The 13,170-nt window shown below is 50.7% G+C and carries 12 protein-coding genes and 1 tRNA gene; 7 read left to right on the forward strand and 6 right to left on the reverse strand.

All coding sequences use genetic code 11. The annotated features are described in order from the left end of the window. The first annotated feature begins 175 nt into the window (after positions 1-175). The 4 genes from HDE75_RS23775 (at position 176) to HDE75_RS23790 (ending at position 2,326) form a co-directional block, all read left to right on the forward strand. The gene (locus HDE75_RS23775; protein WP_183681212.1) at positions 176-571 is read left to right on the forward strand and encodes a hypothetical protein; all 396 of its coding nucleotides are present in this window, start codon (positions 176-178) and stop codon (positions 569-571) included. 573 nt (positions 572-1,144) lie between these two features. Next, positions 1,145-1,585, forward strand: coding sequence for a hypothetical protein (locus HDE75_RS23780; RefSeq protein WP_183681210.1), 441 nt, complete (start codon positions 1,145-1,147; stop codon positions 1,583-1,585). Positions 1,586-1,690: 105 nt separating this feature from the next. After that, positions 1,691-1,921: a hypothetical protein gene (locus HDE75_RS23785; protein ID WP_183681207.1), complete on the forward strand. Its 231-nt coding sequence runs from the start codon at positions 1,691-1,693 to the stop codon at positions 1,919-1,921. A gap of 111 nt (positions 1,922-2,032) precedes the next feature. Next, positions 2,033-2,326 (forward strand): hypothetical protein, encoded by a 294-nt coding sequence (locus HDE75_RS23790; RefSeq protein ID WP_183681205.1) that lies wholly within the window; start codon positions 2,033-2,035, stop codon positions 2,324-2,326. 177 nt (positions 2,327-2,503) lie between these two features. Here HDE75_RS23790 and HDE75_RS23795 read toward each other — a convergent pair whose 3' ends face one another. Together HDE75_RS23795 and HDE75_RS23800 are read right to left on the reverse strand one after the other, a co-directional pair. Then, on the reverse strand, positions 2,504-3,544 hold the full coding sequence (locus HDE75_RS23795; protein ID WP_183681203.1) for a PDDEXK family nuclease: 1,041 nt from the start codon (positions 3,542-3,544) through the stop codon (positions 2,504-2,506). 95 nt (positions 3,545-3,639) lie between these two features. Beyond that, positions 3,640-3,927 carry an H-NS histone family protein gene (locus tag HDE75_RS23800; RefSeq protein ID WP_183681201.1) on the reverse strand — a complete coding sequence of 96 codons (288 nt, stop codon included), beginning with the start codon at positions 3,925-3,927 and terminating at the stop codon, positions 3,640-3,642. A gap of 225 nt (positions 3,928-4,152) precedes the next feature. Here HDE75_RS23800 and HDE75_RS23805 point away from each other — a divergent pair, with 225 nt between their 5' ends. Beyond that, the gene (locus tag HDE75_RS23805) at positions 4,153-6,951 is read left to right on the forward strand and encodes a DNA methyltransferase (protein WP_183681199.1); all 2,799 of its coding nucleotides are present in this window, start codon (positions 4,153-4,155) and stop codon (positions 6,949-6,951) included. 27 nt (positions 6,952-6,978) lie between these two features. Here the strand turns inward: HDE75_RS23805 and HDE75_RS23810 are convergent, their stop codons facing one another. Continuing rightward, entirely contained in the window at positions 6,979-8,208 is a 1,230-nt protein-coding gene (locus tag HDE75_RS23810; RefSeq protein ID WP_183681197.1) for a phospholipase D family protein, read from the reverse strand. Positions 8,209-8,397: 189 nt separating this feature from the next. Here HDE75_RS23810 and HDE75_RS23815 point away from each other — a divergent pair. After that, positions 8,398-8,471 (forward strand) — tRNA-Gly (locus HDE75_RS23815). Positions 8,472-8,495: 24 nt separating this feature from the next. Here the strand turns inward: HDE75_RS23815 and HDE75_RS23820 are convergent. After that, positions 8,496-9,482: an NPP1 family protein gene (locus HDE75_RS23820; protein WP_183681195.1), complete on the reverse strand. Its 987-nt coding sequence runs from the start codon at positions 9,480-9,482 to the stop codon at positions 8,496-8,498. A gap of 395 nt (positions 9,483-9,877) precedes the next feature. Here HDE75_RS23820 and trmB point away from each other — a divergent pair, with 395 nt between their 5' ends. After that, positions 9,878-10,558 (forward strand): tRNA (guanosine(46)-N7)-methyltransferase TrmB, encoded by a 681-nt coding sequence (trmB, locus tag HDE75_RS23825; protein ID WP_183681629.1) that lies wholly within the window; start codon positions 9,878-9,880, stop codon positions 10,556-10,558. Positions 10,559-10,754: 196 nt separating this feature from the next. Here trmB and HDE75_RS23830 read toward each other — a convergent pair whose 3' ends face one another. Next, positions 10,755-12,041 (reverse strand): Glu/Leu/Phe/Val family dehydrogenase, encoded by a 1,287-nt coding sequence (locus HDE75_RS23830; RefSeq protein WP_183681193.1) that lies wholly within the window; start codon positions 12,039-12,041, stop codon positions 10,755-10,757. 144 nt (positions 12,042-12,185) lie between these two features. After that, entirely contained in the window at positions 12,186-13,163 is a 978-nt protein-coding gene (locus tag HDE75_RS23835; RefSeq protein ID WP_183681191.1) for a LysR family transcriptional regulator, read from the reverse strand. Positions 13,164-13,170 lie beyond the last annotated feature (7 nt).

The raw sequence follows: 13,170 nt of genomic DNA on the forward strand, positions 1-13,170 counted from the left end.
CTTTTTCGTAAGACGCCGCATATTTGCAAGCGTTACCTCGACAAATCTTCATCAATTCCCCTCAATTTAGCTGCCAATGACTGTAGGGGGTAAAAGGGTTTTTTGCCCAGTGATGATGCATCGTCCTTCAAGTCACTGCTCTATAAATACCCCGTTCACTTAACTAGGTAAGCCTATGCCCCAATTTTTGCAAAATATCGATCAAATCGCACGTGCCAAGCAGCGTGACGTGTTGTGTCTGGAGTTTTTTAGTCATGTTGGCGACTATTCCGCGAATCCAATGCGTGAAAAAATCCTCGCTTGGCTTGATCAAAAAGTCATCGCATACCGTGAATGTGGCGGCTACGCCAGCGAGACACGCATGGAGTCGTATAGAGGGCAGATCTACATTGACTTGCCTTATGACTTACAGGACCCGGTTTACTTGGCATTGGAAGCGTATCTGGAAGACGCAGATAGCACGATGCGTTGGGAGGGGGTAAGGTTCACACTCTACACGCTGGGCTACTGCATGAAAAATGCTCACCATGACGCACCTGGGTTTTGGGATCAATGGGCAGATGCGTTCTAGCTTTACTGTGTCTTAGCTACTACGCTGTAAGTTGAGAGATCACGCTGTTAGCGCAATCCTCATTGTCAATGTCTAATTGTTTCTGCCAAGCAGTTTGGACATTCGTAAACTCTTGCAGGGCCAGAAGTCACGTACGCGATCACGGGCAATATGATTAGCCAGAACGGCCACATGGGATAGCTGTTAGCGATGAAAATTACAGCAACTATCAAGGCGATGATGAAGAAGATGAATAAACCGTTTACGAAGCCTTCGGCCAGTGCATACCGAGACAGTCCCGCAGGACCTATGTAGCTACATGTATGGCAAGCAATTAATTCATGTTCAGAGTGCTTGAGCAAATTTGTTCTTATTGATTCCTGGGAATTTTGAATATTGTGTTGATTGTCATGTGTGTTCAACTGATCACCTCTATTGATAATCGTATGCCATTCAGTTGTGACAAGTCATACCGAAATCTGGCATGGGCGTAAGACGGCCCCATCTAAAACGGCAGTGTATAGTAACTTTGCGTTACTTTGCAAACTATATAGTTCTGTAGAGTTACTTTCATAGTAGGTAGCTTCCGGCATCATGGAAAACACCAATGAAAAGCTCAGGCAACAGTTCAGCGAGCGGCTGAAGAAGGAATTAACTCGTGTGGGTCTGCCTATCGCTAGTCCTACGCAGATTGCGCAAGAGTTCAATACACTTTACCCAGCCAATAAGATCGCGGCGCAAACTGTGCGTAAATGGTTGCTTGCCGATGCGATACCTACCCAAGCGAAGTTGATGAACCTGGCGGAGTGGCTAGAGGTTTCAGCTGAATGGCTGCGTTTTGGCACCGGCAAGCGGCGAGCTGCCAAGGCCACTGAAAAAGCTGATGAAAGTGAAGTGGGTGTTGTGGTGGTCGGCAAGAATCAAGCGGCTATCGTGCCGGTGGTGGAGCTTCTTGCAAAACTGTCGCCGAAGAACATCCGTATGGTGGAGAGCATTGTTCGGTGTGTTCTTACTAGCCAGGAAAATGGCTCGTAGCGGGATGATCGGTTAGGCACGCAGATCAATTAGCAACAGGTTACGTTGAGGTTCTCGGCGTTCAGCATTGACGGTATTAGCACCATCAATGATCGAAAGCCCAGCATGACCAATAAAAAGCCCATCATTCGCAAGACTGCTTCAGCTCATCAACCCACGGAACTGGACGGTGCCAGGCTGAGCAATATGGCTCAGCAGCCCGAACCCTCTGACGTCCATGATGATGCCTCCCTTCAAGCGATCATCGAACTGATTACAAAGCTATCGCCATCCAACGTGGATCTTGTCACAAAGATTATCCGTGCCATTGTTGATCAGCTGACGCCTGAAAACTAAGGCCCTATAAATCAATTGCCATGGCTGCTATTGCAGCCTCTGCTGCCCACCGTTCTGTTATCATCGTCGGCAATTTTATCTTTGTGCTGATACGATAAGCGGACGAATTCTATGATTGAACTGAACCACACTGGCCTGGCATTTGATGAGCAAGAACTGATCGATACCATTAAAGCATCTGACAGAAGTTATATCGTGCAGGGCCAAAGAGTCGTGAAACTGGGAAATCACCCCAAGGAAAATTCGTTCGACGTATGGTTACGTAAGCGCTTTCCGAAAAAACGGGATACCAAGCTTGCTGACAATTATGTGATCGAGGCTCTACTAGAGACAGGCAAGTTTATTGCTACCAGGGAGATATGTCCTGACAGCGGACGGCTGTGCAAGGCAATACGTCTTGTCTGACTGAACGCAGAGATTTATCTCACGATTTCAGGTCGTGCCGTACAAACGACTAGAAACGTTTCTACGGCGTGGAACGGATTAAGATGCAGCGACGCGCCGAGTCAAATAAAAATCGATTCTAGGCGTTTTAAAATCGTTTTCTAACATATATGAGGCTATATGCTAGGTGATAAAAATTTACACCTCGGATTCATACTGTAGCCCGTGATTCGTAGGGAGGATATCTAGGATTTTCTTTACGGCGTCTTCAGTACGAAGTCCCCACTGTTTGCTCATCGAGTACGTATGATCATCGACATGGAACAATTCGGCGTCATCGCAGAAGTAGCGTGCTGCTGATCTCCCTGAAGCAGTGGCCATGAGCGCAACTCCAGATAATCTCCCAGGTGCTGAAATGAACATGTTTGCTTGTCGCCAAGGAACAGCATCTAGAATCTCTATCGGCTTGACTCCAAGCTTGATTGCTTCGGCAACTATTTTGTATATGAGCCGTCTTTTTGGTAAATTGGCAAAAGTTTCCCCCTGAGACGTTTGCAATCGATATCGGGTAAGATCACGGCCACTGGTGGCCAAGGCTTCTTGGGCAACTAACTTTTCGCGAATTGCAATTTGAAAAGCAGCTGTCTCAGGCAATGGAATTACCTGCTCAATGTCCAGTAAGACTCGGCCCTGGAACGAATGTGGGCGCATCTTGACACACACTACATCAAGTCCCTGAGCATTCAACCACAAAACAGTTGACGTGATCTCTTTGGAAAAATTGGCAGATGCCAAGATGATGCGTACCTTGTTGCTAAATGCTACTGGTCCGTCAGCAATATCAAGGAATTCGCGAATGATGATCTCAGCAGAAGCGGGAAGTAGTCCACGCGACTCTCTGAACTTTTGATGTGCATCTACAGCTTGTTCAAATGTGAGAGTGGAAACCATTGCCGCGTATCGCAAGGCCTGAAGCTCCATGTGTCCACCATCCTCGGTCCGCTTTAGTTCAATGACAACAAGGCTGCCATCACGGTTCAAGCCGAGCAGGTCAATCCGCCTACGAGAGTCTATCCACTCCCCAAACTCTTCTGCGAGAATAAGCGTATCTGGCGATATAACATCGATATGCTCCCGTAACACCCTCTGGACGTCTTCGCGCTCACGAAGGCCGAGGGAGGCATAGGTTACGGTAGGGATTTCAGCTATCAAATCTGAAGAAAGTTCGTAGAGTGGCATTATGAGAATTTTCTTGCGAAATGTTGCGCTCTACGAAAATTCGTGGAGCGCATAGGTGTTCAAAAGAGTGTGTAGGCTGCAGAGCAGCCTTCATCTTACTTGATCAAGAACTGATTTTTATCCTTACCTTCCAGCCACCTTGGCGGACGGCCACGACCGGTCCAGGTCTCGCCAGTAGCATCATCACGATACTTCACTGCGACTGTACTTGGAGCTTTGACCGTTTTCGTTTTAGTCTCCCTGAGGTCGTCGATGCTCAGACCATACTGCTTCATGATGCCAGCGATTTGTGCTTTTGCACCTGCGAGTTCGTTCTTACGTGCTTCTTCCGCAAGCAACTGCAGTTCTGCGATCTTCGCGGTGTACTCTTGATACGTGGTCATGTGTTTCCCTTGTGGTTTTGGTGGCGGATCATACTTTACCTTAGTTCATCGAAAAAATTGATGCTACAGCGCGTTGGATTTAACGAGACGCTCTGCCGACGATTGTTACGACAACATCCCCTGTTCAAGGTTACAGCGACTAAGGCAGCTAAAAAAACGGCTACAACTCACAGCACACTGCTGCAGACATCGACTTAGATCTGGGAAAAGTCTATAATCCCAGATATGCGTACACTTAAGCCTCAAACACAAGCCCAACTCTCTGCCTTCTCCTCAATGGATGATGAGGTTAGCGTGCCGAAATATACCGAAATCCCACTACATACGGGAACCACCGATGACGCCTTTGATTATTTAGGAAAACTCGATTTAGCTTTTACACATGACGATACCCGTTTTCTTGGGCATGATCTTCATCCATACCCCGCGAAATTCATTCCACAACTTCCTGGCACGTTTGTCTCGTTGCTTAGCTCAAGAGGCGAACTTGTTTTTGACCCATTCGGCGGTAGCGGTACTACTGCTTTAGAGGCCATCCGCCTTGGCAGACGCGCGGTTAGCGTTGATGCAAATCCAATGGCTGCGTTGATAGGGAAGGTCAAGACCGCGCGGGTTGCACCTGAGTCAGCTGCCGAACTCCACTTGCTCCATGGAGCAATGAGAGCACTGCTGGATTCATTGCCATCAGACCCTAGCGAACTGGTCGCCAAGTACAGCGTTCATGCGCCAAAAATTGCAAATTGCGAAAAGTGGTTTGCTGATGCGGCATTTGGTGAACTTGCCCATATCAAATTTCGTATAAAGCAACTGAAGAGTGAAACTGCATCAAACATTGCATTGCTAGCATTGTCCCGTACAGTTCTCTCAGCCTCGTTTCAAGATTCTGAAACTCGCTATAAGAGCGTTCCGCGCGAAGTTGCCGTTGGCGAGACGACTAAACGTTACATTAAAGAATTTGAATCTGTGATGCGATCGGTCGCTAGGAATGCCCCAGCAACACGTTATGGAATTTCTAGCTTCGTCACTGGGGATGTTAGGCGCTTGAACTCTAACGATATAGCTGATAACTCAGTTGATCTCGTGATGACCTCGCCCCCCTATGGAAATGCAACCGATTATCACCTATATCATCGTTTTCGTTTGCTCTGGTTGGGGTTTGACCCGATTGCGTTGGGTAAGGTTGAAATCGGATCGCATCTAAAACATCAACGTGAAGATAGCGGATTTGAGAGCTATTTCGCTGATATGCTGCAAGCTCTTTCCGGAATTGGTCGTGTGTTGAAGCATGGTAGATATGCAGTTCTAGTTATTGGTGACTCCGTTTATAAAGGAGAAACGTTCGATACCGCGCGTCTTCTTGCTGATAGGGCAGTAGAGTTTGGTTTTGAATCAAGCCATATAATTCAAAGATCTTTGCATAAAACAAAACGTTCGTTTTCATCTGCCGGCCGACGTGCTGCCGAAGAATCAATACTGATTCTTAGAAAAGTATCACATCCAACTCATATTTTACTTCAGCCTCCACCCTATAAACTATGGCCGTATGAAAAGTTGTTGCGAGAGGGGGAAAGCAGAGCAGAAGCAATAAATGGGAAATGGGATGTAGAGATTAAAAAAATATCAAATATAGAAGAACTTCTTCATATAAGGAATTTGGTTTTCACACATCAGATTCAGTATCCGGATGGTCGGAAGGAGCCTACATGGCAAGCCATATTAGAAAATGGGATGGCTTCGAATATTGGCGCTCGTAAAGATCCAAAGTATGTCACCCATGGTATACATGCGTATAAGGGGAAATTCTATCCTCAACTTGCAAAGGGTTTAATCAACCAATTAGCATTACTTCCCGGCGCGAAAATATTAGATCCATTTTGTGGAAGTGGGACTACTCTTTTGGAAGGACATCTGAATGGATATGCTACCTACGGATGCGATTTGAACCCGCTTGCAGCACAAATAGCACGGGCAAAAACCTCAGTTGTCGAAGTCGATCCAGACCTTCTTACTGAAGTTGTATCGGCAGTATTAGATTCCATTGAATCAGCTCCAGAGAATTTTTCTAATGAGCTCGATCAGTTCCCAGCGGAGTGCCTTGAAGAAATCCAAAGATGGTTTGCTGATCCGGTAGCACGTAAGTTGAATTGGCTTTTAGCGATCATAAGGAACGGTAGTCACGGAAGTGCACGCGATTTTCTTGAGGTTGTTTTCAGCAGTATTGTGCGCGATGTTTCTCAACAAGAGCCTACAGATTTGCGAATTCGCTATCGTAAGGTCTTACTGGAAGATGTGGATGTTTTTGCGCTGTACAAGGAGCAGTTGTCAATTCAGTTTGGGCGAATCGAGAAATTTTGGAAAGTACGAGGATACGCGCCGAATCAGTTTCTTAGCTCGCGTGTAGTTTACGGTGACAATCGACTTAAGGAAACCTACGACTTAATGGGCTTGGGTGATGAATCTATTGATTTGGTGTTGACCAGTCCACCGTATGCCATGGCATTGCCATACATTGATACGGATCGGTTATCGTTGTTGGTCTTGTTCGGGATGAGTGGCGCCGAGCGGCGCCCTATAGAACAGACTCTTACAGGTAGCCGCGAACTGAATGTATCGACCCGTAGGGCTCTTGAGACAGACTTTCTTGAGCGGAATGATCTTCCACTGGAATGCCGAGATTTTATCCGTGGTCTACAAAACTCAATCGAAGCATCAACCGATTCTGGATTTAGAAAACGAAACATGCCTGCTTTAATGCACCGCTTCTTGAAGGATATGGATGGTGTTCTGGAGCAGCTATATCGTTTGTGTAAACCCGGCGCTGAGGCAATGATTGTAATTGGCGATAGTAAAATGACAGTAGACGGTTTAGAAGTTCGTATTCCGTCCACTGATTTAATAGAAATTATCGCATCGTCCAGAGGCTTTACGGCATTGAAGAGAATTGACATTTCAGTAACAACGGAAAATCTTTTACACATCAAGAACGCGATTACCGAAAACGTCGTACTTAGATTGCGAAAGTAGTTATTCGGTTAATTGATAATTTCTGTATTAGAACCATCCAAACTTACGCGGTTTCTTGCCCCCTCCTGGCATCGTTTGATTACATATAGCTAACCAATTATTGTAATCAGGGCTATCTGGCGTATAGATTTGAATTTCATAATCGACGCCAGCCTCATCGGAGGGGGTCATTATCATCATTGAGTATGATGGAACGTGTGCGACTAAAGGTGAGGCTGTTACGCGAATCTCACTTTTTTTTGTATAAAATACAGTGTTCAATGCATATTTTTTATCTATATGTAATATCTTGTTGCCTTTTCCATAGACAATAATGTTGCAAATTGGGTCTGGAAAACGCTGTGGGTAACTGGGATTTTTCTTTATTTTCGGCGTAGTTTTCCCAGTGAAAGGCATTCCGAAGAAAGCGGGATTTTGCGTCGCAGCTTTCTTGCTAAGAAAAATTTCACCATTATCATGGGGTGTAATTTGCATCGCTATTCCAATGACAGGTACTAATGGCTTAGTAACATCGACAGTGGCAGCTTGCGCGGTTATAGCTTCAGCTTTTGCTGCCAGCTCCTTCTTCTTAAGCGGCTTTCCAAATACAATATTTACTGGCAGGCTACTAATTGGTTTAACCGGTAGACGGGGAAGCTTAGCTTGAGCTTGTGCGATTTTATACTTGCCGCTGGACGCTCCTCCTGCGCCCTTCTTTGTTTCATCTAATAGCAAGTCTTCAAGGGTCAGTTGCGAAAGCTGCGCGGTGGTTAGTACTTGAGTTGCTGAGCAAGTGCCAGGCAGAAGTGATGTAAACATCGCATGAACCTGGTTGAACATCTTCTCTTCGTCCGGCAATTCAAAGTGTAACTCTACTGCGGCTTCAAAATTCAGCTCCATCCCACCCATGGTAAAGTTATTAGAGCCAATAAATGCAATTGCTTTGGTCTTGCCACGGAACCAGTAGATTTTTGGGTGAAAACTGTTGCCTCTGTGCTGCGTATAAAATACGCTGTCCAGGTGTTCAACCGCGAATTCGAGAGCTTGAACGCTGGTGCCGCAATGATCAATACCAAAGATTCCTACACTGGATTTTCCTGCTGCCCTCCACTGTTGTAATAGCTCTTGAATACGGTAAAAAGGTCCCACCTTTGCGAAGGCCACGACAAAACCGAATTCATGGAGTGCAGGGTCAGCTAGGCAACGTTTGATGTCATCGAGCAATCGACGTGAACCGAGCGGCTGGTCGAGTGGAGCTATCAGCGAAAAATTTGGCATTGGCAACCTTTTCAATTAAGGTGGCCATTATATCAAGCTGTTGCTCACAGGAACCGTTTGTGAATTATATTGTGGTGAATGCCCGATAGGCCATCACACCTCGGTGAAATCGGCCATCGCATTTTCGATCACAGCAACCATGCTGCAGCGTTGCCAACAGCTTGGAAACCCGCGTAGAATGCAGGCTACGCGGGTGTAGCTCAATGGTAGAGCAGAAGCTTCCCAAGCTTACGACGAGGGTTCGATTCCCTTCACCCGCTCCAGTCTCCTGACGTTTCCCCGCCTGCTTACTCCCTGATCTGTTGATAATTCTGCGGATAATTCGCCTGGAATTCCTGCGCCCTGGTTGCCCACACATCATCGTAAGAGAACGAGAAGTTTTGCCAGAACGGGTCGTTGCGGGGGATCGCGCTGTTGGCGTTGTTCAGGATTTCGCCGTCATTGCGCGTCTTGAAGCTGGCGCTGCCGAAGTTGGAGCCTTCCAGGGTCAGACGGTAGTTGCGGTTGGCCTGGTAGCGTGTCCATTCATCGTTGTCCCAGGATGGCAGTGCGCTGTAGTGGCTGATGATATCCGGTGCATAGAATTCGCCCCAGTTGCCGAGGAATTCGACATGTGCCTTGTCCTGGGCGTTGGCGAAACGGAAGGCGTGCGTGCCGGCGCCGTCCTTGTGGTAGACGACCATCGGATGTCCTGATTGGTTCAGGATCTCGTTCAGGCGCTTGGTGGTGAATTTGCCGTGGGCGCTGACGCTGGTGTGGGAAATAAAATCGCCCTGGCCATTGATTTTGCCGGTCCACACGATGACGGTTTCCACGTCATGGCGGTGGCCGCCCAGGAAGGTCAGGCCGACCGCCTGGTCTTTTTCGAAGTACAGCTCATAAAAGTGCGCGCAACGTTCGACCTTGTTGCCGCCTTCGTCCGTTGCCTTGCACAATTGACGGTGTATCGTGTTGGCATACACGCCCCAATGGCTATATTGGCAGTTGCCCGACAGCGAGGCGGTGGCGTTGCGGCCGGGATTCTGGCGCAAGTTCGCATTGCGGTCGAAGGGCGTCGCCGGATAACAGCCATCGGAGTCGAAATCGAATACGGGATGGAAGTTGCGTACTTGTTTTTCATTGTATTTCGTAATCGCCGTATCCCAGCGTGGAAGCTCATCGGCCCGTACCTCCAGGGCATGCAGCGCCAGTAGCGATAGCGGAATGGCCGCCAAGGTGGTTTTTAGAAACTTGGGAAGCTTGAAACTCTTGTCATCGAACGTCTGGTTCATCATATTTCCTCTTATGTAAGTGAAGTGCTGCGACCCGTAGCGCAGGCGTAAAAGCAAGTGAAATAATTCCCATGGGAAACAATATCGGCTTGATATTACAATACATATATGACAATCTGTTGACATTCATGAACTTATAAGTGCTGGAAACCATGGCGGGAAAATGCAATGCAGGCTGCGCGCCATGTTTTCAATGGGGAACTGAGGCGGTTTGGGCGATAGCGCGGCTGTTATAATGCAGCCTGCGCCTTGGGGCGCCTCGACCAGGCTGCTGCGCATGATGGCGCCAAGCAAGCTGACGGTTTGCCGAGGTGTGTCCCGCACGGCTTTTTCTTATCCTGTACGTTTTCTTCATTTCCATGTCTTCTGATACCCCAGCTAACGGCCCGGCGCGGCCGATGATGTACGATCCGACCGAACACCGCATCCGCAGTTTCGTTACCCGCGCAGGGCGCTTGTCCGTCGCGCAGGCGCGCGCGCTTGAAACGCTGGGGCCGCAATTCCTGCTGCCGTTTGCCAAGGAATCGATGGATTTTGAACAGGTATTTGGCCGCAAGGCGCCCGTGATCCTGGAAATCGGCTTTGGCATGGGCGCGACGACCGCGCATATCGCCAAGGCCATGCCGGAAAAGGATTTCATCGGCGTGGAAGTGCATACGCCCGGCGTGGGCAGCCTGCTGAAACTGATCGGCGAAGAATCGCTGACGAATCTGCGCCTGCTGCAGCACGATGCCGTGGAAGTGCTCACGCATATGATTCCTGCCAACTCGCTGGCCGGTATCCACGTATTCTTCCCCGATCCATGGCACAAGGCGCGCCATAACAAGCGCCGCCTGATCCAGTCACCGTTCGTCAAGCCATTGACCGATCGCCTGGCGCCGGGCGGCTATCTGCACTGCGCCACCGACTGGGAAGACTATGCGGTACAAATGCTGGAGGTATTAAGCGCCGAGCCGCAACTGCAAAACAGCGCCGAAGCCTACGCCCCACAGCCAGCCTACCGCCCGCTGACCAAGTTTGAAAACCGCGGCCTGAAACTGGGCCACGGCGTGTGGGATCTGGTATTTATCAAAAAATAATCCGGCAGCACAAAGCAAGCACCCATAAAAAATCCCGCTTCACGATAAAGTGAGCGGGATTTTTTTTGCAGCTAGTTATTCACCAACTGGCAAATGGCGCCTGAAAAATGCCCAGGGTTAGGCGCGGCCCCGAAGACAGTACGTCAGTACGGCGAGGGGCAGGCAACAACGCTCTGGGCTTTTTCTCAGGCAGCCATTAAGGGTACAGGCCGCGTACTTCGCGCGCCTGGAGCACGCGCGTGCATGCCAGGATAAACGTGGCGGTGCGCATCGATACTTTCTTCTCTTGCGACACTTGCCATACCGCGTCGAACGCTTCGCGCATGATGCGGGTCAGGCGGCTGTTGATTTCTTCTTCGGTCCAGAAGAAGCTCGAGAAGTTTTGCGCCCACTCAAAGTAGCTGACGGTCACGCCGCCGGCGTTGGCCAGCACGTCTGGCACGATCAATACGCCACGCTCGGTCAGGATGTCGTCCGCTGCTGGCAGGGTCGGGCCGTTGGCGCCTTCCAGGATGATCTTGGCGCGGATTTTTTGTGCGCGTTCGGCAGTGATCTGCTGTTCCAGCGCGGCTGGAATCAGGATGTCGCTGTCGATGCCCCAGAAATCTTCGCGTGGCAGGAATGCCTCGGCGCCAGGGAAGCCTTCAACGCTGCCTGCTTCGGCCACGTGGGCCAGCAAGCGTGGGATGTCCAGGCCGCCGGCGTGTACCACAGTGGTTTTGTGGTCTTGCACGGCGACGATTTTTGCACCAGCTTCAGCAAACATGCGTGCAGCCACGCCGCCCACGTTGCCGAAACCTTGCACGATCACTTTCGCGCCTTCGATTGCCATGCCGACCTTGACGGCGGCATCGCAACCGACCACGTACACGCCACGGCCGGTCGCATCGCGGCGACCCAGGCTGCCGCCCAGCGAGATCGGTTTACCGGTGACCACACCGGTCGACATATTGCCGCCGATCATGGCGTAGCTGTCCATCATCCACGCCATGACTTGTTCATTGGTGTTGACGTCCGGCGCCGGAATATCCTTGTTCGGGCCGATGATCATGCTGATTTCGCTCGTGTAGCGGCGGGTCAGGCGTTGCAGTTCGCCTTTCGACAGAGTCTTCGGATCGACACGGATACCGCCTTTGGCGCCGCCGTATGGCACGTTGACTGCTGCATTCTTGACCGTCATCCAGGCCGACAGCGCCATCACTTCCGACAGGGTCACGTCCTGGTGGAAGCGCACGCCGCCTTTACCAGGGCCGCGCGACAGATTGTGCTGCACGCGGTAGCCTTCGTAGTGGGCGATGGTGCCGTCATCGCGCTCGATAGGCACGTCGACCGTCAGGATGCGCTTGGGACGCTTCAGCGTTTCTACCCAGCGCGACAGGTTGCCCAGGTAAGGCGTAACGCGGTCGATCTGCTCGAGGTAGACGCCCCATGGGCCCAGGTCTTCAGGATTCAGGTAGGAAGGAAGTGCGTGCTTGCTGGTCATGCTAAAAAGCTCCTGGACAATACGAATACGTTTAGAGGCGCAGCAAGGATGTAGCTGCGCGCAGCGGAACCGCATCGTAGGCGAACACCTCATGCCCCGGCCAATGCTTTGTGCGCATCCGGTTATGCATTTATTGCATAGTTGTCAGAGCTTTGGAACTGAAGGCGTGGCGGCGCGTGATTTGCGGCGGCGTGGCTTGCCGTCCTGCGACTGCACCAGGTATTGCCACAGGCTTTCCACGATAGGCTTGCCAGGGCGCAGGCTTGACGGGCGTTCGCGGTAGAGACGGATTTCCAGCTCGATTTCCCATCCCGGTTCGCCGCCGTCGGCGCGCGCCAGGTGCTTGTATTTGACGTCGCGCATGACGGCCGATTCAGGCAAAAAGGCAATGCCGCGTCCTTCCAGCGCCATCATCTTCAAGCCTTCGGCCATATCCGTTTCGTAGCAGGTGTCGAGAAACAGCGGTGTCTTGGCGTCGGCCACCAGCAATTCCACCATGCGCCCCAGATAGGCGTTACTGGTGTAGGACAGGAAGGGTAGCGGATCACGGGCGGTGCCGGGCAAGACGAAGTCCGGCACCCGGTCCTGGCCGCAGCGGGCATAGGCGCGCAGGGTTTCGCGGCCCATCACCAGCATGTCGTAGCGTCCCGGATCGAGTTGCACCGGCTGGCGCGGATGGTGGTAGCACAGCAGCAGGTCGCAGCCGCCATCGACCAGCTGCAGCACCGCATCGTGCACGTTCAGGGCCATCAAACGGCTGTTGATCGGCGCAAAACCTTCTTCCAGTTCGGTCAGCCATTTCGGCATGAAGGTCAGCGACAGCGTATGCGGCACGGCGAAATCGACGCTGGTTTGGGTAGCTGCGCGCTTGCCGCGCAACAGCGCCCGCACGCCATTGATCTGCCCCAGCATTTCCAGCGCCTGCTCGTAAAACACGGCGCCAGCTGGCGTCAATCGCGTGGGATACGAGGTGCGGTCCACCAGGTCGATACCGAGCCAGTTTTCCAGCGACTGGATGCGGCGCGAGAAGGCCGGTTGGGTGACATGGCGCAGGGCCGCCGAGCGGCTGAAATTATGCGTTTCAGCGAGTGAAATGAAGTCTTCTAGCCATTTGGTTTCCATCGCGTGA

This window comes from Janthinobacterium silvisoli, from assembly GCF_014200725.1.
GTDB lineage: Bacteria > Pseudomonadota > Gammaproteobacteria > Burkholderiales > Burkholderiaceae_D > Janthinobacterium.